Origin of the sequence: Pseudomonas lini (assembly GCF_001042905.1) — a bacterium.
Taxonomy (GTDB): Bacteria; Pseudomonadota; Gammaproteobacteria; order Pseudomonadales; family Pseudomonadaceae; genus Aquipseudomonas; species Aquipseudomonas lini.
This window is the reverse complement of sequence record NZ_JYLB01000002.1, coordinates 475535-501264: the sequence shown is the minus strand read 5'-3', so window position 1 is coordinate 501264 and position 25730 is coordinate 475535. Positions and strand designations below refer to the sequence as shown.

General features: G+C 59.1%; 17 protein-coding genes, 4 tRNA genes and 1 riboswitch. Of the genes, 6 read left to right on the top strand and 15 right to left on the bottom strand.

Translation table 11 applies throughout. The features are described 5' to 3' along the window. The first annotated feature begins 520 nt into the window (after positions 1 to 520). Positions 521 to 8566 (top strand): VCBS domain-containing protein, encoded by an 8046-nt coding sequence (locus tag TU81_RS06715; RefSeq protein WP_048394181.1) that lies wholly within the window; start codon positions 521 to 523, stop codon positions 8564 to 8566. An 83-nt stretch (positions 8567 to 8649) separates the two neighbouring features. On the opposite strand, the gene TU81_RS06710 is transcribed toward TU81_RS06715, so the two are convergent. Further along, positions 8650 to 8726, bottom strand: a tRNA-Arg gene (locus TU81_RS06710). A 290-nt stretch (positions 8727 to 9016) separates the two neighbouring features. Here TU81_RS06710 and TU81_RS06705 point away from each other — a divergent pair. Together TU81_RS06705 and TU81_RS06700 are read left to right on the top strand one after the other, a co-directional pair. Then, a complete protein-coding gene (locus TU81_RS06705; protein ID WP_038979434.1) occupies positions 9017 to 9250 on the top strand; it encodes a hypothetical protein in 234 nt (77 codons plus the stop codon). 22 nt (positions 9251 to 9272) lie between these two features. Then, on the top strand, positions 9273 to 9452 hold the full coding sequence (locus tag TU81_RS06700; RefSeq protein WP_038979433.1) for a PA3371 family protein: 180 nt from the start codon (positions 9273 to 9275) through the stop codon (positions 9450 to 9452). Here TU81_RS06700 and phnN read toward each other — a convergent pair. After that, positions 9427 to 9999: a phosphonate metabolism protein/1,5-bisphosphokinase (PRPP-forming) PhnN gene (phnN, locus tag TU81_RS06695; protein WP_038979432.1), complete on the bottom strand. Its 573-nt coding sequence runs from the start codon at positions 9997 to 9999 to the stop codon at positions 9427 to 9429. The two genes, TU81_RS06700 and phnN, sit on opposite strands and share 26 nt — an antisense overlap. A gap of 387 nt (positions 10000 to 10386) precedes the next feature. On the opposite strand from phnN, the gene TU81_RS06690 reads away from it, so the two are divergent. Continuing rightward, positions 10387 to 10713 carry an Arc family DNA-binding protein gene (locus tag TU81_RS06690; RefSeq protein ID WP_003178899.1) on the top strand — a complete coding sequence of 109 codons (327 nt, stop codon included), beginning with the start codon at positions 10387 to 10389 and terminating at the stop codon, positions 10711 to 10713. Positions 10714 to 10816: 103 nt separating this feature from the next. Here TU81_RS06690 and mgtE read toward each other — a convergent pair whose 3' ends face one another. After that, on the bottom strand, positions 10817 to 12259 hold the full coding sequence (mgtE, locus tag TU81_RS06685) for a magnesium transporter (RefSeq protein ID WP_038979431.1): 1443 nt from the start codon (positions 12257 to 12259) through the stop codon (positions 10817 to 10819). Between the two features lie 321 nt (positions 12260 to 12580). Between mgtE and TU81_RS06680 the strand changes: the two genes are divergently transcribed. Next, on the top strand, positions 12581 to 13096 hold the full coding sequence (locus TU81_RS06680; RefSeq protein WP_038979430.1) for a SmpA/OmlA family hypothetical protein: 516 nt from the start codon (positions 12581 to 12583) through the stop codon (positions 13094 to 13096). 19 nt (positions 13097 to 13115) lie between these two features. Here the strand turns inward: TU81_RS06680 and TU81_RS06675 are convergent. The 7 genes from TU81_RS06675 to ltaE all read right to left on the bottom strand — a co-directional run bounded on the left by TU81_RS06675 (position 13116) and on the right by ltaE (position 19084). Beyond that, positions 13116 to 13192, bottom strand: a tRNA-Arg gene (locus TU81_RS06675). A 71-nt stretch (positions 13193 to 13263) separates the two neighbouring features. Then, a tRNA-Arg gene (locus TU81_RS06670) sits at positions 13264 to 13340 on the bottom strand. 108 nt (positions 13341 to 13448) lie between these two features. After that, positions 13449 to 13539, bottom strand: a tRNA-Ser gene (locus TU81_RS06665). 62 nt (positions 13540 to 13601) lie between these two features. Next, entirely contained in the window at positions 13602 to 13790 is a 189-nt protein-coding gene (gene csrA / locus TU81_RS06660; RefSeq protein WP_002554426.1) for a carbon storage regulator CsrA, read from the bottom strand. 186 nt (positions 13791 to 13976) lie between these two features. Next, on the bottom strand, positions 13977 to 15218 hold the full coding sequence (locus tag TU81_RS06655) for an aspartate kinase (protein WP_038979429.1): 1242 nt from the start codon (positions 15216 to 15218) through the stop codon (positions 13977 to 13979). Positions 15219 to 15308: 90 nt separating this feature from the next. Beyond that, complete coding sequence (gene alaS / locus TU81_RS06650; RefSeq protein WP_038979428.1) at positions 15309 to 17933, bottom strand: alanine--tRNA ligase; 2625 nt, start codon at positions 17931 to 17933, stop codon at positions 15309 to 15311. 146 nt (positions 17934 to 18079) lie between these two features. Continuing rightward, entirely contained in the window at positions 18080 to 19084 is a 1005-nt protein-coding gene (gene ltaE, locus TU81_RS06645) for a low-specificity L-threonine aldolase (RefSeq protein ID WP_048394177.1), read from the bottom strand. A gap of 299 nt (positions 19085 to 19383) precedes the next feature. Beyond that, positions 19384 to 19554, top strand: a riboswitch (FMN riboswitch). 103 nt (positions 19555 to 19657) lie between these two features. On the opposite strand from ltaE, the gene TU81_RS06640 reads away from it, so the two are divergent. Then, complete coding sequence (locus tag TU81_RS06640; RefSeq protein WP_008071834.1) at positions 19658 to 20167, top strand: 6,7-dimethyl-8-ribityllumazine synthase; 510 nt, start codon at positions 19658 to 19660, stop codon at positions 20165 to 20167. Between the two features lie 156 nt (positions 20168 to 20323). Here TU81_RS06640 and astE read toward each other — a convergent pair whose 3' ends face one another. The 5 genes from astE to astA form a co-directional block, all read right to left on the bottom strand. Then, entirely contained in the window at positions 20324 to 21334 is a 1011-nt protein-coding gene (gene astE / locus TU81_RS06635; protein WP_048394175.1) for a succinylglutamate desuccinylase, read from the bottom strand. A gap of 12 nt (positions 21335 to 21346) precedes the next feature. Beyond that, positions 21347 to 21637, bottom strand: a complete 291-nt coding sequence (locus tag TU81_RS06630) for a hypothetical protein (protein WP_007904718.1) — start codon at positions 21635 to 21637, stop codon at positions 21347 to 21349. Between the two features lie 54 nt (positions 21638 to 21691). Beyond that, positions 21692 to 23038: an N-succinylarginine dihydrolase gene (gene astB / locus TU81_RS06625; protein WP_048394173.1), complete on the bottom strand. Its 1347-nt coding sequence runs from the start codon at positions 23036 to 23038 to the stop codon at positions 21692 to 21694. Between the two features lie 167 nt (positions 23039 to 23205). Next, positions 23206 to 24675, bottom strand: a complete 1470-nt coding sequence (astD, locus tag TU81_RS06620) for a succinylglutamate-semialdehyde dehydrogenase (RefSeq protein ID WP_167344812.1) — start codon at positions 24673 to 24675, stop codon at positions 23206 to 23208. Continuing rightward, a complete protein-coding gene (gene astA / locus TU81_RS06615) occupies positions 24672 to 25697 on the bottom strand; it encodes an arginine N-succinyltransferase (protein ID WP_038979423.1) in 1026 nt (341 codons plus the stop codon). The genes astD and astA overlap by 4 nt, the downstream gene beginning before the upstream one ends. Between the last annotated feature and the right edge of the window lie 33 nt (positions 25698 to 25730).

Here is a 25730-nt window from a genome sequence, read left to right as displayed (position 1 = left end):
ATGACCCTTCCCCGCCCTCTTCGCCAAAAACAAATCGACATTATATTGACACCAAAACATCCGCCTGTCGGAATATTGGCACATCGTACTGTTACCTTCGGTTAACACCTTTACAAAGCCTGAGCCCACAACTAAACACACATCAAACTGATATCAGGAAAGGCCGTATCCCTGAGTCGGTGTAACCCCAAAACACGGCCTCATCCAGCCTTTCTCCAGGAGTCCCTTCCACATGGGTACTCTCAGTCTATTGCGTGCCATGCGCAGCGCAGCCCCAGGCTGGCGTCCACGTTCGCCCGACTTGTCCTGCGATCCGCGGCTCAAGCGCGGCGAACTTTTCCACCCCCGCAATACCCGCGCGCCTCTGCCGGCAGCGCTTGTCCCGTCAGCTGGCCGACGATGTCCGGCGGCCGCCTCGTACCGCTCCTGAACAACCTGAGCGGTGCAAGAACGGGACTTCGTCCTGTTAGCAATCCCAAGCGATTCTAAAAATAAAAAACTGCATTTTCGGGAGATAGACATGGCTACCACCACAACTTCCAGCGGCGGCACCGTTACTTCGCTTTCCAACACTCCGCAGGCGCAGGACGACATTTTCACTACCGGTGTTATTGGCACGAGCACCGCGGCCATCACTGAAGACCTGCTGGGGGTCGTGTACCTGGACGTCATGTCCAATGATCTTGGCGGTAGCGCAAAGACACTGTGGTCACTCGATGACGCGACCAGTCTTTCTACTGCCACCAAGGTTTATGCACCGGCCGATCTTCTGATCCAGGACACGGGCAGAATTGAGGCGACGAGTACTGACACCAGTTTCAATGGTGCAAAGATCTGGATTACGTCGGATGGCAAGGTCGGCTACGACGCCGCTACGTTGTCGACGACTTTCAAGGCACAACTTCAGTCGCTTGCTGCTGGAGGGTCCCTGACGGACAGCTTTACTTATGCGATTCGTCTCGGCAACGGCACGCTCAGTTGGGCCACTGCTCAGGTGCAGTTTGCTGGTATGAATGACAGTGTGACGATGAGCATTGGCGTTCAGGCTGGCACGGTAACCGAAGATGCAAGCACGACACCGAGCACGAGCGACTCGCTGAGTGCGTCGGGCACTATTGCCTTCAGCGATGTGGATCTGAGCGACACGCATACAGCCTCTTTCGTCGCTGCGGGAGGCAATGCCACCGCGCTGGGCAACTTCGCCCTTGCACCCGTGACTGAAGCGGCCAACGCAGCCGACGGCACCGTTAACTGGACTTACACTCTGGATAATGCGGCAGCCCAATACCTGGCCCAGGGGCAGACTGTTACTGAAACCTATGTGGTTACCATCAATGATGGGCATGGCTCGACGACCACGCAGAATGTGACTATCACCATCGCCGGCGACAACGACCAAGTGCAGATCATCAGCGGCGTGCAGGCCGGCGATGCCGGGGAAGACAGCGGCGACTACGCGGCCAGCGGCAGCATCACCTTCACCGACGTCGACCTGATCGACACTCACAGCGTCACCGTCACGCCGGGTGCTTCCGGCTATCTGGGCAGCTTCACCACTAATCCACTGAGCGACAGCACCGGTACGGGCAACGGTTCGCTGGGTTGGAACTTTGCGGTGAACAACTCCGCGTTGCAGTTCCTCGGCGAAGGCCAGAGCGTCACGCAAACCTATAACGTGGCAATCGGCGACGGCTCGGTGCAGACCGTGACTATCACGATTACTGGTACCAACGATCAGCCGACGCTAACAATTACCGACACCATCGGCGCGATGAACGAAGGCAATGGCACTGCAACCCTGAGCGACAGCGGCGCACTGAGCTTTGCCGATCTGGACAGTACCGACACGGTGACCGTGTCGCAGACCGCCAACGGCGACATCGCCTGGAGCGGCGGCGTGCTCAATGCGACCGTGGCCTCGGCACTGGTGGCTGGTTTCTCGGTCGACCAGAACAGCTGGGACTACAGCAGCAATCAGAACCTCGACTTCCTCGATGCGAGTGAAACCATCACCTTCTCGTACGCAGTGGTCGCTACCGACGACAGCGGCGCGGCTAACGCTGCCTCGGCGACACAAACGGTGACCATCACTATTACCGGCACTAACGATGCGCCGGTGCTCAGCTTCGCAACAGGCAACGATGCCGGCGCGGTGCAGGAAGACACCACGCTCAGCGTCAGCGGCCAGTTCAGCTCGGCCGACATCGATCACGCTGCTACGGCCACTTGGAGCATCGCCGGTACGAATACCGGCATCTACGGTTCGATCGCGGTGGACAGCACCGGCAAATGGACTTACACCCTGGCCAATGGCACCGACGGTGTCGCCAGTGCGGTGCAGTCGCTGGGGGCTGGCGAAAGTCACGATGAAGTGTTCAGCGTGCAGGTCAGCGATGGCCTCGGCGGCGTTGACACTCAGTCGGTGACCGTCACCGTCAGCGGCACTAACGATGCGCCCGTGCTCAGCTTCGTGACGGGCAACGATGCCGGCGCGGTACAGGAAGACACCGCGCTCAGCGTCAGTGGCCAGTTCAGCTCGGCTGACATCGATCACGCTGCTACGGCCACTTGGAGCATCGCCGGTACGAATACCGGCATCTACGGTTCGATCGCGGTGGACAGCACCGGCCAATGGACTTACACCCTGGCCAATGGCACCGACGGTGTCGCCAGTGCGGTGCAGTTGCTGGGGGCTGGCGAAAGTCACGATGAAGTGTTCAGCGTGCAGGTCAGCGATGGCCTCGGCGGCGTTGACACTCAGTCGGTGACTGTCACCGTCACTGGCACTAACGACGCGGCCGTGCTGTCCTCGGCCAACGTCACGCTGACCGAAACCAATGCTCCGCTGACCACCAGCGGCACGCTGACCATCAGCGATATCGACAGCCCGGAAAGCTTCCAGGCGCAAACCAATACCGCTGGCAGCTACGGCCAGTTCTCCATCGGCACTAACGGTGCCTGGACTTATGTCGCCGATAGCGCCCACAACGAGTTCGTCGCCGGCACCACTTACACCGATACCTTCACGGTGAGCAGCGCCGATGGCACCGTCACCTCGGTCACCGTGCATATCCTCGGGACCAACGACGCCGCGCTGTTGTCCGCCGACATCGCCAACCTGATCGAGACCAATGCCGCCGTCGACATCTCCACCAGTGGCACCCTGACCATCAGCGACATCGATAGCGCCGCGACCTTCGTCGCGCAGTCCAACACCGCCGGCAGCTACGGCCAGTTCTCCATCGGCACTAATGGTGCCTGGACTTATGTCGCCGATAACGCTCACAACGAGTTCGTCGCCGGCACCACTTACACCGACACTTTCTCAGTGAGCAGCGCCGATGGCACCCTCACTTCAGTCACCGTGCAGATCCTCGGGACCAACGACGCCGCGCTGTTGTCCGCCGACATCGCCAACCTGATCGAGACCAATGCCGCCGTCGACATCTCCACCAGTGGCACCCTGACCATCAGCGACATCGATAGCGCCGCGACCTTCGTCGCGCAGTCCAACACCGCCGGCAGCTACGGCCAGTTCTCCATCGGCACTAATGGTGCCTGGACTTATGTCGCCGATAACGCTCACAACGAGTTCGTCGCCGGCACCACTTACACCGACACTTTCTCAGTGAGCAGCGCCGATGGCACCCTCACTTCAGTCACCGTGCAGATCCTCGGGACCAACGACGCCGCGGTGTTGTCTGCCGACATCGCCAACCTGATCGAGACCAATGCCGCCGTCGACATCTCCACCAGTGGCACCCTGACCATCAGCGACATCGATAGCGCCGCGACCTTCGTCGCGCAGTCCAACACCGCCGGCAGCTATGGCCAGTTCTCCATCGACACTAATGGTGCCTGGACTTATGTCGCCGATAACGCTCACAACGAGTTCGTCGCCGGCACCACTTACACCGATACCTTCACGGTGAGCAGCGCCGATGGCACCGTCACCTCGGTCACCGTGCATATCCTCGGGACCAACGACGCCGCGGTGTTGTCCGCCGACATCGCCAACCTGACCGAAACCAATGCCCCGCTGACCACCAGTGGCAGCCTGACCATCAGCGATGTCGACAGCGCCGCGACCTTCGTCGCGCAGTCCAACACCGCCGGCAGCTACGGCCAGTTCTCCATCGGCACTAACGGTGCCTGGACTTATGTCGCCGATAACGCCCACAACGCGTTCGTCGCCGGCACCACTTACGCCGACACTTTCTCAGTGAGCAGCGCCGACGGCACCCTCACTTCGGTCACCGTGCAGATCCTCGGGACCAACGACGCCGCGGTGTTGTCTGCCGACATCGCCAACCTGACCGAGACCAATGCCCCGCTGACCACCAGCGGCACCCTGACCATCAGCGATGTCGACAGCGCCGCAACCTTCGTCACCCAGACCAACACCGCCGGCAGCTATGGCCAGTTCTCCATCGGCACTAATGGTGCCTGGACCTACGTCGCCGACTCCGCCCACAACGCGTTCGTCGCCGGCACCACTTACACCGACACTTTCTCAGTGAGCAGCGCCGACGGCACCCTCACTTCGGTCACCGTGCAGATCCTCGGGACCAACGATGCCGCGGTGTTGTCTGCCGACATCGCCAACCTGACCGAAACCAATGCCCCGCTGACCACCAGCGGCACCCTGACCATCAGCGATGTCGACAGCGCCGCGACCTTCGTCGCGCAGTCCAACACCGCCGGCAGTTATGGCCAGTTCTCCATCGGCACTAATGGTGCCTGGACCTACGTCGCCGACTCCGCCCACAACGCGTTCGTCTCCGGCACCACTTACACCGACACTTTCTCAGTGAGCAGCGCCGACGGCACCCTCACTTCGGTCACCGTGCAGATCCTCGGGACCAACGATGCCGCGGTGTTGTCTGCCGACATCGCCAACCTGACCGAAACCAATGCCCCGCTGACCACCAGCGGCACGCTGACCATCAGCGATGTCGACAGCGCCGCAACCTTCGTCACCCAAACCAACATCGCCGGCAGCTACGGCCAGTTCTCCATCGACACTAATGGTGCCTGGACCTATATCGCCGACTCCGCCCACAACGCGTTCGTCGCCGGCACCACTTACACCGATACCTTCACGGTGAGCAGCGCCGATGGCACCGTCACCTCGGTCACCGTGCATATCCTCGGGACCAACGACGCCGCGCTGTTGTCTACCGACATCGCCAACCTGACCGAAACCAATGCTCCGCTGACCACCAGCGGCACGCTGACCATCAGCGACATCGACAGCCCGCAAACTTTCCAGGCCCAATCAGGTACCGCCGGCACCAACGGAACCTTCGCCATCAATTCCGCGGGCAACTGGAGCTATACCGCCAACTCGGCCTTCGACGCACTCAATGTCGGCGACAGCCTGACCGACACCTTCACGGTACTCAGTGCCGACGGCACCGCGACCGCAGTGACGGTCACTATCAACGGCAGCAACGATGCAGCTGTACTGTCCTCGGCCAGCGTGACGCTGACTGAAACCAATGCCCCGCTGACCACCACCGGCACCCTCACCATCAGCGACGTCGACAACCCGGAAACCTTCCTAGCCCAATCAGGTACCGCCGGCACCAACGGAACCTTCGCCATCGATGCCGCTGGCAACTGGAGCTATACCGCCAACTCGGCCTTCGACACACTCAATGTCGGCGACAGCCTGACCGACACCTTCACGGTACTCAGTGCCGACGGCACCGCGACTGCGGTGACGGTCACCATCAACGGCAGCAACGACGCGCCGACGATCACCTCCAACGGCGGTGGTGCGACGGCCTCGGTCAGCGTGGCGGAGAACACCTCGACGGTCACGACAGTGACGGCGACCGATGCCGATCTTCCGGCACAAACCCTGAGTTACAGCATCGTTGGTGGAGCAGATGCCGCGAAGTTCTCGATCGTTTCAGGCACAGGCGCACTGAGCTTTACCTCTGCGCCCAACTTTGAGGCCCCGACTGATTCAGGAACGAACAACGTCTATGACGTGATTGTGCGGGCGTCGGACGGCACGCTGTTTGACGATCAGGCGCTCGCCATAAGCGTGACAGGCGTCAACGACAACAGCCCGGTGATCACCTCCAACGGTGGTGGAGCGACGGCCTCGGTCAGCGTGGCGGAGAACACCACGGCGGTCACGACAGTGACGGCGACAGACGCTGATCTTCCGGCGCAAACCCTGAGCTACTCGATCCTGAATACGGCCGGGACGGACTTCAGCAAGTTCTCTATCAGTTCGAGCGGAGTGCTGACGTTCAATTCGGCGCCGGATTACGAGAATGCCCAGGATGTCGGTGGTGCTGACGGTGACAATGCCTATGTTGTGGACGTTCAAGTGGCCGACGGCAATGGCGGAACCGACACGCAGACAATTACGGTAAACGTGCAGAACGTGGTTGAGACTCCAGTGGATACCGTGGCACCGACAGTGAGCGTGACGGGGACGGCCCTAGGGAGCTCAATCGGTTCAACGTCAACGGTCACCTTCCAGTTCAGTGAGGTTGTGAGCGGTTTCAACCTATCGGACGTCACGGTGACTACAACGAGCGGAACGCCCCGCGCAACCTGGAGTAACTTCACGCAGGTAGACGGCGACACCTACACGGCAACGCTGACCAGAACGCTGGGCGGTAGCGTGAAAGTCGACGTTACCGCGAACAGCTACACCGACCTGGCGGGTAATGCGGGTGCTGCCGGGAGCAGTGCAAACCTTCCGGCAGGCGTTGCCGGCGAACCCATTAATTTAGCCCTCACTACTCCGTCGACCGATGTTAGTGGCCCGATAACGGTCTCAATCAGCGGCGTTCCCTCGGGATGGATATTCAGCGCAGGAACCGACAACGGCGACGGCACCTGGACCGTGCAGACCAGCGATCCTGGCGCATTGACGGTGACAGCCCCAGACGACTTCACGGGCGCGTTGGTGCTTGATATCAACATGTACTGGAGCAACAGCGACGGCAGCACCGCAAGCGCCTATGTGTTCAACAACGTCGAAGTCTATGCACCCGGCGCCCCGATCTTCGCCTTGTCCGCTGACGACAACCTGACCGGCTCGTCCGGTGCCGACACCTTCGTCTTCGCCCAGCCGATTGGCAACAACCAGATCTACAGTTTCGATGCCACGGCGGACAAGATCGACTTGATCGGTTTCGCGGGCATCGCCGGCTTTGCTGATTTGAGTATCACTAACGACGCCAACGGCAATGCGCTGGTCAGCATCAGCTCCGGCCAGTCGGTCACCCTGAAAGGTGTAGATGCGGCTGACTTGAGCGAAGCAAACTTCCAGTTCGATGTGGATCCGGTCATGACCAATGCCGGTACCCTCACCATTGCCGACGGCGCGATCATGCCGTTCGGTGGCAGCATCCAGAACAGCGGCACCATTGAGCTCGGCTCCAACGGCAGCGAGACCAGTCTTGAGATTCTGTTCCGTGGCGCGACCTTGACCGGTGGCGGTCAGGTGCAGCTATCCGACAACGCACAAAACGTGATTTTCGGCGGCAGCGCCGACACCGTCCTGACCAACGTCGACAACCGTATTTCGGGTGCCGGTCAGTTGGGCGCCGGGCAGATGGTATTGGTCAATGCGGGGCTGATCCTGGCCAGTGGACTGAACAGCCTGGTGCTCGACACCGGCACCCACACCATCACCAACAGCGGAGTGCTGGAATCCACGGGCGCAGGCGGCATGACGGTAGCCAGTGCGGTCGACAACTCCGGCCACCTGTGGGCCAACGGTGGCGACATGCGCCTGCTGGCCGACGTGATGGGCAACGGCAGCGCCACCATTGACGGCGACGCGACACTGACCTTTTCCGGCGCGGCACACGGGTCCGTCGCCTTCCACGGCGAAGGCGCGGGTACGCTGGTGATCGCACAAGCAGAAGCAGCGGGCTCGCTGGTCGGCATCCTCGGTCTGGAGAGCGATGACATGCTGACCTTCGGCGATCTCGCCTTCGGCGCCAACACCCAGCTCACCTACAGCGCCAACGCCTCTGGCGCCGGCGGCCTGCTGACGGTGGACGACGGCGTGCACCGGGCCGAGGTGAACTTGCTGGGGCACTACACCGTGGATGATTTCCAGGCCACCGACGGCGGCGAGGCCGGTACCCAAGTCAGTTACAGCGGCGAATCCAGCGGCACACTGGTGGGCAGCATGGCGGCGGACGTACTCAGTGGCGGCGACGGCAACGACCTCCTCGCAGGTCGTGGTGGGGAGGACACGCTCAGCGGTGGCGCGGGAGCCGATATGTTCGCCTATCTCAACTCGGCTGAAGGTGGAGACACCATCCTCGACTACAACTTCGCCGAAGGTGACGCGCTCGACCTCTCCGCACTGCTCAGCGCCAACTTCGTTAGCGGTGTCAGCCAGGCGTCCGACTTCGTCCAACTGGCGCAATCAGGCAGCGACATCACCGTGAAGGTGGATGCCGATGGTGCGGCCAATGGTACGAACTTCGCCGATGTGGCGGTCCTTGCCAACACGGGCACGAGCGGTACCGATCTGGTGCGCACCTGGTTTGGGGAGGGTGACCATACGTTGACGGCGTGATGTTGGGCTGGCGTTGAATCCACCGCTGCAGACAGCCACAAAAAAGCCCCACCAGATCACTCTGCGTGGGGCTTTCAAATATATGGTGTCCCAGGGCAGGTTCGAACTGCCAACCTTCCCCTTAGGAGGGGGATGCTCTATCCAATTGAGCTACTGAGACACAAGTCGCCCGCAAGAATGCGGAGCGATGGACGGCGTGCATGTTAACGGGCAGGCCCGCTTTTGTCATGTCGTCCGTAGGGCTTTTTAAGTGTAGGCAGACGCCTCGCGGTAGCGTGGCTTTGTTTACCGTGCAAATTGCATCACCGCAAAATGCCATCATTGCAAAATGCAATGCGGGGATTTTGCAAAAATATCTTAATTCATTGTTTTTAAAGGATTTAATAGCCGTTAAACTTTTGGCATACGGGCTGCTTCGAGTGTTCTCACAGAACACAGGAGGTCAGCCCCATGAACAGCGCTCTGTTAGTCGCGAACGCGGTCGCTTTGGCGGTTCTGTTGGGTTTTCATTTTTTCCCCGAAAACGACGCTGCGATGATTGCTCAACGCATCCCCCATTACCTGCAACTGCAAAAAACATCGCAGTTGGCAGTCATGAGCGATCAACGCGGTTTTGTCAGCCAAGAGGTGAGCCAGGAGACTGTTCAGCTGCGTACACAGTCTTTTGAACGCTTGGTATTTTGAATCACCCCATCAGGAGCACAGCATGTCCAAATCAGCCGCAGGATTTTTCATCCTCGCTTTACTGAGTGGCATCCTTCATCTGTCACTGGTCCAGGACATGGTCGTCACCCTGCCCCTGATTGCTTGCGGCGTATTCGGTGCACTGTTCGTTCTGGCGTTGATCGCCGGGCGCAAGATCAAGTTTGATCCGGTTTTGCGCTGAGGTTCAGTAGCTTCAGAAGATTGGCGACGGTGCCAGCAAGGTCGCCGGAGTTATCGAGTCGGCGGATCTGCGTATCACCGATTGAATCATCAGCCGTAAACAGCGCATTACGGTGCAGCCTTGCTTCAATTTCTGCCGGGCTCTCACGCCCCCGCCGTAGCAGACGCTCGCGCAGGGCTTCATCCTTGACCGTCAACAGCACCGGCAATAGCGTGGGATAGCGCTGTTGCGCTTCTGCCAGGTGCGCGCGCGAACCGTTGATCAACACATCGCGACCGTCCGCGAGCCATTGGTCTATGCGCGCAGGAATACCGTAACTCAGCCCATTGGCTTGCCACGACAATGCAAAATCCCCTTTGGCTCTGCGTCGATCGAACTCTTCGCGGGAAACCTCGATGGCGTCTTCACCCACGGACTCCGCCGAGCGCGTGATAACGCGGCGCACGACTTCACAATTGCCTGCGCGCAACGGCTCGCGAGCGGCTTCGATGAGGCTGTCCTTGCCGGATCCCGAAGGCCCCATTAAATAAATCAGCCTGCCATCCATCCTGAAATTATCCCGCGCCACGTGCCCACACTAGTAAATCGGCCATTTGCCACTATCCTGTATAAGGTAAGGAACAAGGATCGAATCCGCATAGCATGCACCTTCAGGCGTCTTCGGGCATCACCTGTCGGGCAAGAGGACGCGGTTCAGCGATACGGACTCATGGATTATTTTCAAACCAGTCCGCATTTCTGATAATAGGTGCTGGCATTAAGCCTTTACCCAGATCAATTTTTGTCACAGAATTGACGCCAATGATCTGGCTAATTTGAGGCATGATGCGCGCCTCTATCAATTCAGGTTGAACATTTGGCCGGAGTGCTTGTCCTATCTGACATCCTGCGGCCTATCCCGAGAACCGCTCCCCTGAACTAACCGGTTAAATATATGCGCCCATTGAAACAGGCAATTTATTCCAGCCGTACGGCTGACAAGTTCGTCGTACGTCTGCCAGACGGAATGCGTGAACGCATTGCCGAGGTGGCTCGCAATCATCATCGCAGCATGAACTCCGAAATCATCGCGCGCCTTGAGCAGAGTCTTATTCAGGAAGGCGCGTTGGGTGAAGAATTGAGCATGCGCCTGGACAGCCCCGAGCTGTCATTGCATGAACGCGAACTGCTTCAACGCTTCCGCCAACTCTCTCACCGTCAGCAAAACGCTCTGGTTTCGCTGATCGCCCATGACGCCGAAATGGCCGCAGACGCTTCCTGATTCATCCCGAAAGCTCAAGCCAGCGTAATTGCTGGCTTTTTTTTGCCTGAAATCTGGCTAAAAAAACCCGCCGATCAGGCGGGTTGTTTTTTGAAGCAGGACGTTAAAGCAGGAAAATCGTCGCCAGCCCGAGGAAGATGAAAAAGCCACCGCTGTCAGTCATGGCAGTGATCATCACACTGGCGCCCATTGCCGGGTCGCGCCCAAGCCTCGCCAGGGTCATTGGAATCAAAACCCCCATCAATGCCGCAAGCAACAGGTTAAGCGTCATGGCGGCGGTCATCACCACGCCCAGGGACCAACTGCCATAAAGCAGATAGGCCACCACACCAATCACGCCGCCCCAGACCAGACCATTGATCAAACCAACCGCCAACTCTTTGCGCATCAGCCGCGACGTATTGCCGGTACTGACCTGGTCCAGCGCCATGGCCCGAACGATCATGGTGATCGTCTGGTTACCCGAGTTGCCACCGATACCGGCAACGATCGGCATCAATGCCGCGAGTGCTACCAGTTTCTCGATAGAGCCCTCAAACAAGCCGATCACCCGGGATGCAATGAACGCGGTGATCAGGTTCACCGCCAGCCAGGCCCAGCGGTTGCGCAGGGATTTCCAGACTGACGCGAAAATATCTTCTTCTTCACGCAGACCCGCCATGTTGAGAACTTCGTTTTCGCTCTCTTCACGAATCAGGTCGACCATTTCATCGATGGTCAGACGACCGATCAGCTTGCCGTTCTTGTCGACCACGGGGGCCGAGATCAAGTCATAACGTTCGAATGCTTGAGCGGCCTCGTAAGCGTCTTCGTCCGGATGAAAACTCACCGGGTCGCTGGCCATGACTTCCGACACTTGCTTTTCCGGGTCGTTGACCAGCAGACGCTTGATCGGCAACACGCCCTTGAGTACGCCGTCGTAATCGACCACGAACAGTTTGTCGGTGTGGCCCGGCAGCTCCTTGAGACGGCGCAGGTAACGCAAAACCACTTCGAGACTGACATCCTCACGGATGGTCACCATCTCGAAGTCCATCAGCGCACCGACCTGCTCCTCGTCATAGGACAACGCGGAGCGGACGCGCTCGCGCTGTTGGCCATCGAGGGTTTCCATCAGCTCGTGGACGACGTCTCGCGGCAGCTCGGAGGCCAGGTCAGCGAGTTCATCGGCATCCATGTCCTTGGCCGCCGCCAGGAGCTCGTGATCGTCCATGTCGGCGATCAGGGTTTCACGAACCGAATCGGATACTTCGAGCAGAATGTCGCCGTCGCGATCGGCCTTGACCAATTGCCAGACCGCCAGGCGATCGTCCAGGGGCAGGGCTTCAAGGATGTAGGCAACGTCGGCGGAGTGCAGATCATCGAGCTTGCGCTGCAACTCGACGAGATTTTGCCGGTGAACCAGGTTCTCGACCCGGTCGTGATGCGGACCTTCCTGGCGATGAGTCAGGTCTTCGACCACCCGCTGGCGCTGCAGCAGCTCAACGACTTGAGCGAGGCGGTCCTGCAAGCTTTCCTGCGTTTTCTTTACTTCAACTTCAGACATAGGCGAACTCCACTCCCAGCAGCGGGGCACGCCGGAAGGATCAATCAGTCAATTCATGATTGTAGAAACGGGGTACTGAGTAACTACTGGGTAAGTCCATGGAGGTATTCCACAAGCCCCGGCGGGGCTGACGGGCGCAATGATAACACCGCCTGACGGTTTTAAACGTTAAAAAATCGCGGCTGAAACAAGTGCTTGCGAGACAAACTTGAGCGCTGTCCTGATCCATGAAAGTGCGACGACTTATCCTGAAAAGAAAACACACCGCCGCCTGAAAATGTAATGACTACCCTTGATGGAGACCGTCATGGAGGACGTCGAATGCCATCAATTGCTCGTTACTTGCTTGCCGCCCTGCTCTGCCTGCCGCCCCCGACGCTCGCCACGACCGTTCACCGGTGCGAAGCCGCCAATGGGCATATCACCTTCACGACTATGAGTTGTACGGCCGGAGAAAGCCTCTCACTTCAGGACGTACGCACGTTCCTGCCAGCCAGCATGACGCCTCTGATGCCAGAAGCCGAGTTTCGCGAAACACCTGGTACGAAATTCCAAAGGAGAGAGCCGACGATCGTCGGTCAGTCCGAAGGTAAATGTGGAGATCTGCTCAGCGCGAAGGAACGCCGCATAGCGATCATCAATCAGCGGGTCGTTGCCGGTATGAGTCAGCAGGAGGTCGAAAGCGCTCTCGGCAAGCCCGACAAGATCAGCACCCGCAATTCAGCCACAAGCTATCGCTACGACAACAAGCGAGGGCGCAGTGCTCATATCGAGTTCGACGAGAAAGGTTGTACCAAAGGAAAAGCCAAATCGCAGACGGCAAAAAGCCCGCGTTAAACGCGGGCTTTTTGGTGTTTGGTGCACTCGACAGGATTCGAACCTGTGACCGCTCGGTTCGTAGCCGAGTACTCTATCCAGCTGAGCTACGAGTGCATTTGTGTTTTTATACCAGATCACAACTGGTTGAAGCCAAGTTATTCACATTACTGCAAACAACTCTTAAATGGTGCACTCGACAGGATTCGAACCTGTGACCGCTCGGTTCGTAGCCGAGTACTCTATCCAGCTGAGCTACGAGTGCATTTGTTGCCGCGCATTATAGGCCGTTGAATCTTTTTGTAAAGCGCTTTTTTCTAGTAATTTCAACAACTTACCGAAGAAGCCAGATTACAACGTACTACGCAAATAATGGCGGAGAACGGGGGATTCGAACCCCCGACACCCTTTTGAGGTGTACTCCCTTAGCAGGGGAGCGCCTTCGGCCACTCGGCCAGCTCTCCGCAACACGGGGCGTATCTTAACCAACCTTTTCCCCGTTTGCAAACATAAAAAACGATAAAAATTAATGGCTTGGTTCTTCGTCCTTCTCTTTCTTTATACGCAGGTAAATTTCTTCACGGTGCACAGCAACCTCTTTCGGGGCGTTTACACCAATACGCACTTGATTTCCTTTAACGCCGAGCACGGTCACAGTGATTTCGCCATCACCAATAATCAGGCTTTCTGCGCACCGACGAGTCAGAATCAGCATACCTTTCTCCTCACGCATTTCATTTCAGGGACAACAGTCTGCAAAAAAAAGGCATTCGACCTACAACCGGAACGATCGCAGCCCTACATGCCTGAGTATTGACTAGCGCGGGCAAAAGAACAGCTTTGGGCCGCGCCATTCAAAAAAACAAAGGGCGCGGTCAGACCGCGCCCTTCGGGAAACGCATTACTCGCCCTGTCGGGCCGGCGCATCCAGTTCGAAAGCCGTGTGCAGAGCGCGCACAGCCAGTTCCAGGTACTTCTCTTCGATCACCACGGACACCTTGATTTCCGAGGTCGAGATCATCTGGATGTTGATGCTTTCTTTCGCCAGGGATTCGAACATACGGCTGGCCACGCCTGCGTGGGAGCGCATGCCGACGCCGACGATCGAGACCTTGGCAATCTTGGTGTCGCCAATGACTTCACGGGCACCGATCTCGCGAGCAGTGTTTTCCAGCACGGTTTGCGCAGCCTGGAAGTCATTGCGGTGCACGGTGAAGGTGAAGTCGGTGGTGTTATCGTGCGCAACGTTCTGCACGATCATGTCGACTTCGATGTTCGCGGCACTGATCGGACCGAGAATCTTGAACGCCACGCCCGGGGTGTCTGGCACGCCACGGATGGTCAGCTTGGCTTCATCGCGGTTGAAAGCGATGCCGGAAATGATCGGCTGTTCCATGGTTTCCTCTTCATCAATAGTAATGAGGGTGCCCGGACCCTCCTTGAAGCTGTGCAGTACGCGCAGCGGAACGTTGTACTTGCCGGCGAATTCCACCGCACGGATCTGCAACACCTTGGAACCGAGGCTGGCCATTTCCAGCATCTCTTCAAAGGTGATCTTGTCCAGGCGCTGAGCCACGGACACCACACGCGGGTCGGTGGTGTAGACACCGTCGACGTCGGTGTAGATCTGGCATTCGTCAGCCTTCAGGGCCGCCGCCAGCGCCACGCCGGTGGTGTCAGAACCGCCACGACCGAGGGTGGTGATATTGCCGTGCTCGTCGACGCCCTGGAAACCGGCGACAACCACCACACGACCGGCCTTCAGGTCGCCGCGAATCTTCTGGTCATCAATCTGCAAGATACGCGCTTTATTGTGCGCGCTATCCGTCAGAATCCGTACCTGGTTGCCGGTGTACGACACCGCTGGCACGCCACGCTTGATCAGCGCCATGGCCAACAGTGCAATCGTCACCTGCTCACCGGTGGATACGATCACATCCAGTTCGCGAGGAACCGGCTGGCCGTCGCCACTGATTTGCTTGGCCAGATCGATCAGACGGTTGGTTTCGCCGCTCATTGCAGACAGCACAACCACCAGGTCATCGCCCGCCTCGCGGAATTTCTTAACCTTGTCGGCGACCTGCTCGATTCTCTCGACAGTGCCGACTGAGGTGCCTCCAAATTTCTGTACGATCAAAGCCATTTCAAAGCCGCCTCTGCCCATGAAGGGCGCCCAATAATCACTCAAACAGCGTTCTGGCCCGCCACTAGACCGCGGGCCAGGCACACTGCCTTATAAACCCTGCTCTACAAATGGAACAGTCAGGGCCAATGCGGTATCCAGTGCGCCAGCGTCAATACCACCGCCCTGCGCCATGTCTGGACGACCACCGCCCTTCCCGCCCACTGCCGCAGCAGCCTGTTTCATCAAATCACCGGCTTTGAGTTGGCCAGTCAGGTCTTTGGTCACGCCTGCAACCAGAACGACCTTTTCCTCATGGACACTGCCGAGCAGGATCACTGCGCGGCCGAGTTTGTTTTTCAATTGATCGACCAGCGCCAGCAGCGCTTTGCCGTCCTGACCGTCCAGACGCACGGCCAGCACTTTCACGCCTTTGACGTCCAGGGCAGAAGCCGACAGATCGTCGCCCGCCGCGCTGGCTGCCTTGGCCTGCAACTGCTCGAGTTGCTTCTCCAGCAGACGGTTGCGCTCCAGCACAGCCGACAGCTTGTCGATCAGGTTATCGCGGCTGCCCTTGACCAGGTTGGCCGCTTCCTTGAGTTGTTCTTCAGCCGCGTTCAAGTAGGCCAGCGCTGCTGCGCCGGTCACTGCCTCGATACGACGCACACCGGAGGCCACACCGCCTTCGCTGATGATTTTCAGCAGGCCGATGTCGCCGGTACGGTTGGCGTGAATACCGCCACACAGCTCGACGGAGAAGTCGCCGCCCATGCTCAGCACGCGAACGCTGTCGCCGTACTTCTCGCCGAACAGCGCCATGGCGCCTTTTTGCTTGGCGGTTTCGATGTCGGTTTCTTCAGTTTCAACTTCAGAGTTCTTGCGAATCTCGGTGTTGACGATGTCTTCCAGCGCCTTCAACTGCTCAGGCTTGATTGCTTCGAAGTGGCTGAAGTCAAAGCGTAGACGCTGACTGTCGACCAACGAGCCTTTCTGCTGAACGTGCTCGCCCAGTACCTGACGCAATGCCGCGTGCAGCAAGTGAGTGGCCGAGTGGTTCAGCGAAGTCGCGTGACGCACTTCGGCATCGACATGAGTCTCGACCGGAGCACCCACGATCAGACTGCCCGATGCCAACACACCGTGATGCAGGAATGCGCCGCCGGTCTTGGTCGTGTCGCGTACGTCAAAGCGCGAAGCACCGGCCTGCAGGAAGCCGCAGTCGCCGATCTGACCGCCCGATTCAGCATAGAACGGGGTCTGATTGAGAACGACCACGCCCTCTTCGCCTTCGCTCAGCACGTCAACCGATTGCCCTTCTTTATAGAGAGCAACGATTTTGGCGGAACCGCTATGAGCGGTGTAACCGGTGAATTCGGTGGCCACATCAACCTTGACCAGGCTGTTGTAATCCATGCCGAAGGAGCTGGCGGAGCGAGCACGGACGCGCTGGGCTTCCATTTCGCGTTCGAAGCCTTCCTCGTCGATGGTCAGGCTGCGCTCGCGAGCGATGTCGCCGGTCAGGTCCATCGGGAAGCCGTAAGTGTCGTAAAGCTTGAACACCACGTCGCCCGGCACCACGTCGCCTTTGAGTTCGGCCAGATCCTGCTCGAGGATCTTCAGGCCCTGCTCCAGGGTCTTGGCGAATTGCTCTTCTTCGGCTTTCAGGACGCGCTCGATGTGCGCCTGTTGGGATTTCAGCTCTGGGAACGCTTCGCCCATCTCGGCGACCAACGCCGCAACGATCTGGTAGAAGAAGCTGCCCTTGGCACCCAGTTTGTTGCCGTGACGGCAAGCGCGACGAATGATCCGGCGCAGCACATAACCGCGACCTTCGTTGGACGGCAGCACGCCGTCGGCAATCAGGAAGCCACACGAACGAATGTGGTCAGCCACGACTTTCAGCGAAGCCTGAGCATCGTTGGTGCAACCGATGGCCTTGGCCGATGCAATCAGCAGGCTCTGGAACAGGTCGATTTCATAGTTCGAGTGAACGTGCTGCAGCACGGCACTGATCCGCTCCAGGCCCATGCCGGTGTCCACCGACGGCGCTGGCAACGGGTGCAACACACCATCGGCGGTGCGGTTGAACTGCATGAACACGTTGTTCCAGATCTCGATGTAACGGTCGCCGTCTTCTTCCGGCGAGCCCGGTGGGCCACCCCAGATGTCGGCGCCGTGATCATAGAAAATCTCGGTGCAAGGACCGCACGGGCCGGTATCGCCCATGGTCCAGAAGTTGTCGGAAGCGTACGGCGCGCCTTTGTTGTCGCCGATGCGAACCATGCGCTCGGCTGGCACGCCGATGTCTTTGGTCCAGATGTCGTACGCCTCGTCATCGCTGGCGTAGACGGTGACCCAGAGCTTTTCTTTAGGCAGGTTCAGCCACTTCTCGGAGGTCAGGAAGTTCCAGGCGTAGGTGATGGCGTCACGCTTGAAATAATCACCGAAGCTGAAGTTACCCAGCATTTCGAAGAAGGTGTGGTGACGGGCGGTATAACCGACGTTTTCCAGGTCGTTGTGCTTGCCGCCGGCGCGCACGCATTTCTGGCTGCTGACAGCGCGGGTGTACGCGCGCTTTTCCTGGCCCAGAAAGCAGTCCTTGAACTGGTTCATCCCCGCGTTAGTGAACAGCAGGGTTGGGTCGTTGCCCGGAATCAAAGAGCTGGAGGCTACACGGGTGTGGCCTTGCTCTTCGAAGAAGCGAAGGAAGGCTTCACGGATTTCTGCGCTTTTCATTAGGTTCTTCCACGGAGGCTGCGGCCAAAGGCCTGTGCGAAACGTCAACAGACGAAGCGACGGCAAAGGGCCGCATTATATCGGCCCTGCGCGCGGGGTACAGCGTGTTTATACGATAGAAACGGTCAATTGGACCGCTAACGCGATCAGATGCGGGAAAACTCGACGAATGTCGCGACGACTTGCTCGATTTGCGCACGACTGACGTCCATGTGCGTGACCATTCGCAGACGACCGGCAGCGCTGAGTTTGATCCCGCGTGTCGCGGCAAAGGCCTTGATCGCTTCAGCCTTGTCGCCCATCTGCACGTAAACCATGTTGGTCTGCACTGGCTCGACCTCATAGCCCGCTGCGCGCAGGCCTTCGGCCAGCATTTGTGCGTTGGCATGGTCATCGGCCAAGCGCTGAATATTATTATCCAGCGCATAAAGCCCTGCCGCGGCGAGAATCCCGGCCTGACGCATGCCGCCACCGACCATCTTGCGCAGACGTCGCGCCTTGGCGATCAACTCGGCCGAGCCGCACAACACCGAACCGATCGGCGCGCCCAGACCTTTGGACAGGCAGACCGAAACCGAATCGAAATGCTGAGTGATCTCCCGGGCATCGACACCCAACTTGACCGCCGCGTTGTAGAGCCGCGCGCCATCCAGATGCAGCGCCAAGCCGTTTTCATAAGTGAAACGGCGTGCCCGGGCCAGATACTCCAGCGGCAGAACCTTGCCCTGCATGGTGTTTTCCAGCGCCAGCAAACGGGTGCGGGCGAAGTGGAAGTCATCCGGCTTGATCGCGGCGGCGACCTGCGCCAGATCCAGCGAACCATCGGCCTGCACTTCCAGCGGCTGCGGCTGGATCGAACCGAGCACTGCCGCGCCGCCCCCTTCGTACTTATAGGTGTGAGCCTGTTGTCCGACAATGTATTCGTCACCGCGATCGCAGTGGGCCATCAGGCCCAGTAAGTTGCTCATGGTACCTGTCGGGACAAATAGCGCCTCGGTAAAACCCAGTCGTTTTGCCAGTTCGGCTTCCAGGCGGTTGACCGTCGGATCTTCGCCATAAACGTCGTCACCGGTGGCAGCATTCGCCATCGCGTCGAGCATCCCTGCGGTTGGTTGGGTGACGGTGTCGCTGCGAAGATCGATAACGCTCATGAATCTGGCCTCGGTAAGCAGGGAAAATCCCTTTCAGGATGGAATTACTGCGGTCATGTCGGCGAATAATCAAGCCATGAACGAGGAAAAGGCACGTTACTCCTCGAGAAAGCACAATCCATGTGGGAGCGGGCTTGCTCGCGAAGGCGGACTGACAGTCAACATTTGCGTTGAATGTTAAACCGCTTTCGCGAGCAAGCCCGCTCCCACAGGTTCTGCATTTTGATTGACCGGTATTGGACATGCACACCCCGAAAATATGTGTTAAAAACGCTTCGCCGCCAAACAATCTGGCGGCAAAACGTTCTCAGGGCGGGGTGTAACTCCCCACCGGCGGTAATTGCGCGCAATGCGCATAGCCCGCGAGCGCTTGGCGACAGGCACGGCAATGGCTGTGATGGCGGCAAGGTCAGCAGACCCGGTGTGATCCCGGGGCCGACGGTCATAGTCCGGATGAAGAGAGAACGGGATTGGCACCAAAGGGTCGTCCGCAGGCATTCGTGCGAGCGTGTGTACCCTTAAATCCCATTCGATTCATAACGCCCTGTTTTTCACACAAACAGGAGTCAGAACATGCAACCCACCGCAATCGATAGCAAAAGCAAAAACCATCAGGGCGAGCGCGTCGCGTTCATCCAGGCCTGCTGGCACAAGGAAATCGTCGATCAGAGCCGTAAAGGCTTCGTCGCCGAAATGATTGCTCAGGGTTATCAGGAGTCGGACATCGATTTCTTCGAAGTCGGCGGCGCCTTTGAAATTCCGCTGCACGCCAAACTGCTGGCCAAGTCCGGCCGTTATGCCGGCATTGTCGCGGCGGGCCTGGTGGTCGACGGCGGCATCTATCGCCACGAATTCGTCGCCCAGTCGGTGATCAGCGGCCTGATGCAGGTTCAGCTGGAAACCGAAGTGCCGGTGTTCTCGGTGGTTTTGACCCCGCACCACTTCCATGCTGGCGAAGAACATCAGAAGTTCTTCTTCGAGCATTTCGTGCATAAAGGTCAGGAAGCGGCGAAGACTTGTGCTGATACGCTGCACAAAATGCGTGCGTTGCGTCGCAGCGAGCCCCGCGCGGTAGCTGTCTAAACACAAAACCTGTGGCATGGGTGAGGTCTTTGGCTTCACCCAAATCAACTGTGGGAGCGGGCTTGCTCGCGAAAGCGGTTTAACATTCAACGCATTTGTTGACTGTCAGTCCGATTTCGCGAGCAAGCCCGCTCCCACATTTGTTATGTGTCGTGCTTAAGCGAGGTTTTCGTCGGTGGTCGGCACGATCAGGATGCCGGCGCGCAGGCCGTTCTTGACCCTGGGGTTCGGGAAGATGATACGGGCGCCCTTCTCTTCGATGATCCAGCGGGTATTCGCGATATCCTCGGCCAGCACATACCCCACTTTCAACTCCGAAAAGTTTTCGATATCCGCCGGCAGGTTCAGGCGGAAGCTATCGCTGTGCTTGATGACTTCCCGCGCGACGCTGAACAGCTGCAAGCCATCCAGCCCTTCGTCGGTGATTGGCGGCTCGGTGCCTTCGATGATTTGCTTCAGGCGGGTTTCAAGAAGGTCGACGTTGACCCCATCGTTCTGCCCGAACGGCCGGGCCTTGCCCAGTTCCAGGGTGAAGGACTCGGCATCGAGCTTGTCGTAGGTGTAAGAGCTGAAGACGATTGAAGGCTTGTTCTGCAACAGCACCGCTTCCATGCCCGCGGCACGCAGGCGAGCCAGTTCCAGGCGTGAATGCTGACGACCTTCTTTCCAGGGGTACAAGGCGAACTGCTCGATTTTCGAGCCACGGATTGCCGTGTGCAGGTCGTAGTGCAGGCGATTGCGGTCCGGCAGGCTGAAGAAAGTCGCCGCCAGCCGCTCCAGCTCACAAGCGCGCAAGGCCTCGGAACCGCTGGTTTGTTCGTGACGACCGTTGAACAGCCGATTGACGTCCTGCTCGATGAAACGCTCGCCGCGACGGATAGCCTCGGGATTGCCGAACAGAAACAGAATACGTGCGCGCGGCTTCAAGTCACCGCGGGCGATGTCATGCAACAGGCGATCGAGCAGCTCGATCGGCGCTGTTTCGTTACCATGGATGCCGGCCGAGAGCAGCAGGTCCAGGCCGTTGTCGCGAGCTTCAGGTGGCCGGACTTCCAGCGCACCTTCGCTCAACCAGCGCATCCGCACGCCTTCGACAGTCAGTTGAGTCTTCTCCGCCGGTTCGCGGCCGGCGAGGGTCAGTTCAAGCAGTTTGCCGAGGGCGAGCATAGAGCGGTTTCCTTAGTGGTCGTGATTGCAATCCGGGCCGTGCACGTGGTCCTCATCATCACCGACGTCAGCCGGCTCCATCTCCAGTTGCAGACTTACCAGATTAGTCGCCAATGGGCGCAGCAGCAGGTTTGCGTATTCAGCATCACCTTCTTCGACGTCCACGCCGATCAGCAACTGGCCGCGGCCGTCCTGCTGGATCCACAGCTCTTTGCCTTGCCACATGACCGCGACGCGGGTGCAGGAAGTTTCCAGTTGCGTGCCGTCGGTGTCTTCAAGGATCAGCTGCAGGGTATCGCTCATGTTTTACGCTCTCGTCTGGAGATAGCGCGGCGCATTCAATTCATGCGCCGACTTTCAATTGATCTGGAATGGATAAACCGCGCCCAGTTTAAGGATTTGCGTCAGTTCATCCAGTGCCGTCCGGCACTCAAGCAGCAATTGCGGGTCCGCGAGATCGTTTTCGGTCATGCGGTCGCGGTAGTGCTTGTCGACCCATTCGGTCAATGTGCCGTACAACGGTGCCGTCATGATAACCCCTTGGTTGACGGCCGCCAGTTCGGTTTCGTTAAGCGCGACGCGTAACCGCAGGCAAGCCGGGCCACCGCCGTTCTGCATGCTCTGCTTGAGATCGAAAACTTTCACTTCGCGGATCAGGCCGCCAGAGCTGGTCAGGCCTTGCAGGTATTGCCAGACACGCTCGTTGCCACGGCATTCTTCCGGCACGATCAATAGCATGGAGCCGTCAGGACGCGACAGCAGCTGGCTATTGAACAGGTAGGAACGAACAGCGTCTTCTACGGTGACCGCGGAACGTGGTACGCAGATCGACTGAAATTTCCCACCGACTTTTGCGAGTTTGCCGTGCAGTTCAGCGAGCATCTGCTCGGTGTCGAGGAAGGCATCCTCGTGATAGAACAGCACTTCGCCGTTACCCACCGCGATTACGTCGTTGTGGAACACGCCCTGATCGATCACCGAAGGGTTCTGCTGGGCATAGACCACGCCGTCATCGCTCAAACCGTGCAGACGCACAACGGCCTGGGACGCTTCGAGCGTCTGGCGTGCCGGGTACTTCTGCGGATTCGGGTAACGGGTGTCGAACGCACTGCGACCGAACACGAAAAACTCGACGCCGGCTTCACCGTAGTCACGGCAGAAACGGGTGTGGTTGGCCGCGCCTTCGTCACCGAACTGCGCCACGGCCGGCAAAGCGGCGTGGTGAGCAAAGTGCTTCTGATCGGCGAACATCGCCCCCAGTACGCGGCTGGTGGTCGGGTGTTCGATGCTGCGGTGGTATTTGCAGTTCAGGTTGGCGGCGGTGAAATGCACGCGGCCATCCGCGGTGTCGGCGCTCGGGCTGACTGTGGCGGCGTTGGCCACCCACATGCTCGACGCCGAGCAATTGGCAACCAGCAGCGGCATGGCCTCTTTGGCGGCGCGCTCGATCACCTGAGCATCGGTACCGCTGAAACCCAGGCGGCGCAATGCGGCTACGTCCGGACGCTCTTGTGGCGCCAAAACGCCTTGCTGAAAGCCCATTTCCATCAGCGCTTTCATCTTCGCCAGGCCTTGCAGCGCGGCTTCCTTCGGGTTCGAAGACTGCTGGCTATTGCTCTGGGACGCGACGTTGCCGTAGGACAGGCCGCCGTAGTTATGGGTCGGCCCCACTAGACCGTCAAAATTGACTTCATAGGATTTCATCAGCGAGGCTCCACGAGAATCTGTTGTTATAGGCATCAGTAACTAACTGTTCAGTGCGACCGAGTCGCGGCCATCGCGGGCAAGCCCGCTCCCACAGGATTAGCGGTGTACACAGATTTTGTGTTCGACGCAGACTCTGTGGGAGCGGGCTTGCTCGCGAATGGGCGTCACGCCATCTTCAAGCCGGGCGTCAGGGTCGCAGGCATGGTCAGGCTCGGGGTTTCCAGCGAAGCCACCGGGTACGCGCAGTAATCTGCGGCGTAGTAGGCGCTGGCGCGATGGTTACCCGATGCACCGACACCGCCGAATGGCGCGCTGCTCGCAGCACCGGTCAGCTGCTTGTTCCAGTTGACGATACCGGCCCGGCTTTCCAGCCAGAACTGCTGATAACGCGCTTCGGAATCCGACAGCAGACCGGCCGCCAGGCCATAGTCGGTGTCGTTGGCTTCAGCGATCGCCGCTTCAAAATCAGCGTAGCGGATCACTTGCAGCAGCGGACCGAACAGCTCTTCGTCCGGGCGATCGGCAACCGCCGTCACGTCCAGAATGCCAGGGGTCAGCAACGCTGCCTGAGCCTGGGGCTGAGTCATTTCCAAAAGCGTCACTGCGCCGTTGGCCAGCAGATGTTCTTGCGCGTCCATCAGCGCTTTCGCAGCGCCGAGGGAAATCACCGAGCCCATGAACGGCGCTGGTTGCTGATCGAACGCACCGACTTCAATCGTCGAGCTGACCGCTACCAGTCGCGCCAACAGCGTATCGCCCCAGGCGCCTTGCGGCACCAGCAAGCGCCGGGCACAGGTGCAACGCTGACCGGCAGAAATGAATGCCGACTGAATGATGGTGTAAACGGCGGCATCGAGGTCCGCAACCTGATCCACCACCAGCGGGTTGTTGCCGCCCATTTCCAGCGCGAGGATCTTGTCCGGACGACCGGAAAACTGCTTGTGCAGGTGATTGCCGGTACGACTGGAACCCGTGAAGAACAGACCGTCGATGCCCGGGTTCGCCGCCAGGGCGATACCGGTTTCGCGAGCGCCTTGCAGCAGGTTCAGCACACCGGCCGGCAGACCGGCTTCGATCCAGCACTTGACCGTCAGCTCGGCGACTTTCGGCGTCAGCTCACTCGGTTTGAACAGCACACTGTTACCGGCCAGTAGCGCCGGCACGATGTGACCGTTCGGCAAGTGACCGGGGAAGTTGTAAGGGCCAAACACCGCCACCACACCGTGTGGTTTGTGGCGCAACACCGCAGTGGCGTCGCCCAACGGGCCACTCTTCTCGCCGGTACGTTCGCGGTAGCTCTGCACCGAGATGGCAATCTTGTTGACCATGCTGGTGACTTCAGTCGCCGCTTCCCACAGGGGTTTACCGGTTTCTTCACCGATGGTGCGAGCCAGCTCGTCAGCGTGATTTTTCAGCGCAGCGGCAAAGGCTTCCAGCACGCTGATGCGTTCTTCCAGGGTACGGCGAGCCCAGCCCGGGAACGCCTGACGTGCAGCTTGCACAGCCGACTCGACCTGACCGGTCGAGGCACCTTCGCCGGCCCACAGCACTTGCTGGGTCACCGGGTTTACCGATTGAAAGGTTTCACCCTGACCAGCCAGCCATTCACCGGCGATGTATAGCGAATTCATTATTTCGACTCCCGAGCAGCAGACAACGGAACGGCGCGCACTTGATCGCCAGCGTTGAGTTGAAGACGTTTGGCGGTCAGCGGATCGACCACCAAAGTGCCGGCGGCGAAGCGTGCTGGCGCGGCAGTGATCCGGCAGTCTTCGCGCTTACGGTTATGAATCAGGAACGGCGTGGCGTCGTCACCCGGGGTGCCGATGGCCAGCACCAGCGCCTGGCTGTCACGCACCGCGCGAATCTTGGCGGTTTCGCATTCCACCGCAGGACCGGCATCGAAAATATCGACGTAGCCTTGGTAGCTGAAACCTTCGCTTTTGAGCATCGACAGCGCCGGCTCGGTGTCCGGGTGAACCTGGCCGATCACGTTGCGCGCATCTGGCGACAGGAAGCAGGTGTACAGCGGGAATTTCGGCATCAGTTCGGCGATGAACGCCTTATTGCCCACGCCAGTGAGGTAATCGGCCTGGCTGAATTCCATCTTGAAGAAGTGCCGACCCAGGCTTTCCCAGAACGGCGAACGCCCGACGTCATCGGACACACCGCGCATTTCGGCGATGATCTTGTTGCCGAACAGTTGCGGGAACTCGGCGATGAACAGCATCCGCGCCTTGGCCAGCATGCGACCGTTGAGGCCAGTGCGGAAATCGGCGTGCAGGAACAACGAGCACAGTTCAGAGTTGCCGGTCAGGTCGTTAGCCAGGAACAACGTCGGAATTTCGCGGTAGATGTTCAGCTCTTGCGAGGCGCTGACGGTCAGGCCTACGCGGAAGTTGTACCAAGGCTCACGCAGACCGACGGCGCCGGCGATGGCAGAAATGCCCACCACACGACCATTGTCGTCTTCGAGCACGAACAGGTAGTCCGCATCGCCCCGCCCGGCTTCGCCGCGGAAGGTCTTCTCGGCCCAGCCGACCCGATGGGCCAGACGCTCTTCGTTGGCCGGCAAGGTGGTCAGGCCGGTGCCGGTGCTGCGGGCCAGGTCGATCAGAGCGGGTAAATCGCTGCTGCGTACGGGACGAACGATCATGCTATCTCCTCAAACGGGCCGCTTGAGCCACCC

Coding starts and splice junctions, on each gene's coding strand:
- TU81_RS06640 (WP_008071834.1), top strand. CDS start 19,658: ATGCAACCCACCGCAATCGATAGCAAAAGCAAAAACCATCAGGGCGAG.
- mgtE (WP_038979431.1), bottom strand. CDS start 12,259: ATGTCTGAAGTTGAAGTAAAGAAAACGCAGGAAAGCTTGCAGGACCGC.
- phnN (WP_038979432.1), bottom strand. CDS start 9,999: ATGGATGGCAGGCTGATTTATTTAATGGGGCCTTCGGGATCCGGCAAG.
- astE (WP_048394175.1), bottom strand. CDS start 21,334: ATGCTCGCCCTCGGCAAACTGCTTGAACTGACCCTCGCCGGCCGCGAA.
- TU81_RS06705 (WP_038979434.1), top strand. CDS start 9,017: ATGAACAGCGCTCTGTTAGTCGCGAACGCGGTCGCTTTGGCGGTTCTG.
- astA (WP_038979423.1), bottom strand. CDS start 25,697: ATGATCGTTCGTCCCGTACGCAGCAGCGATTTACCCGCTCTGATCGAC.
- csrA (WP_002554426.1), bottom strand. CDS start 13,790: ATGCTGATTCTGACTCGTCGGTGCGCAGAAAGCCTGATTATTGGTGAT.
- TU81_RS06690 (WP_003178899.1), top strand. CDS start 10,387: ATGCGCCCATTGAAACAGGCAATTTATTCCAGCCGTACGGCTGACAAG.
- TU81_RS06700 (WP_038979433.1), top strand. CDS start 9,273: ATGTCCAAATCAGCCGCAGGATTTTTCATCCTCGCTTTACTGAGTGGC.
- astB (WP_048394173.1), bottom strand. CDS start 23,038: ATGAAATCCTATGAAGTCAATTTTGACGGTCTAGTGGGGCCGACCCAT.
- TU81_RS06680 (WP_038979430.1), top strand. CDS start 12,581: ATGCCATCAATTGCTCGTTACTTGCTTGCCGCCCTGCTCTGCCTGCCG.
- alaS (WP_038979428.1), bottom strand. CDS start 17,933: ATGAAAAGCGCAGAAATCCGTGAAGCCTTCCTTCGCTTCTTCGAAGAG.
- TU81_RS06630 (WP_007904718.1), bottom strand. CDS start 21,637: ATGAGCGATACCCTGCAGCTGATCCTTGAAGACACCGACGGCACGCAA.
- ltaE (WP_048394177.1), bottom strand. CDS start 19,084: ATGAGCGTTATCGATCTTCGCAGCGACACCGTCACCCAACCAACCGCA.
- TU81_RS06655 (WP_038979429.1), bottom strand. CDS start 15,218: ATGGCTTTGATCGTACAGAAATTTGGAGGCACCTCAGTCGGCACTGTC.
- TU81_RS06715 (WP_048394181.1), top strand. CDS start 521: ATGGCTACCACCACAACTTCCAGCGGCGGCACCGTTACTTCGCTTTCC.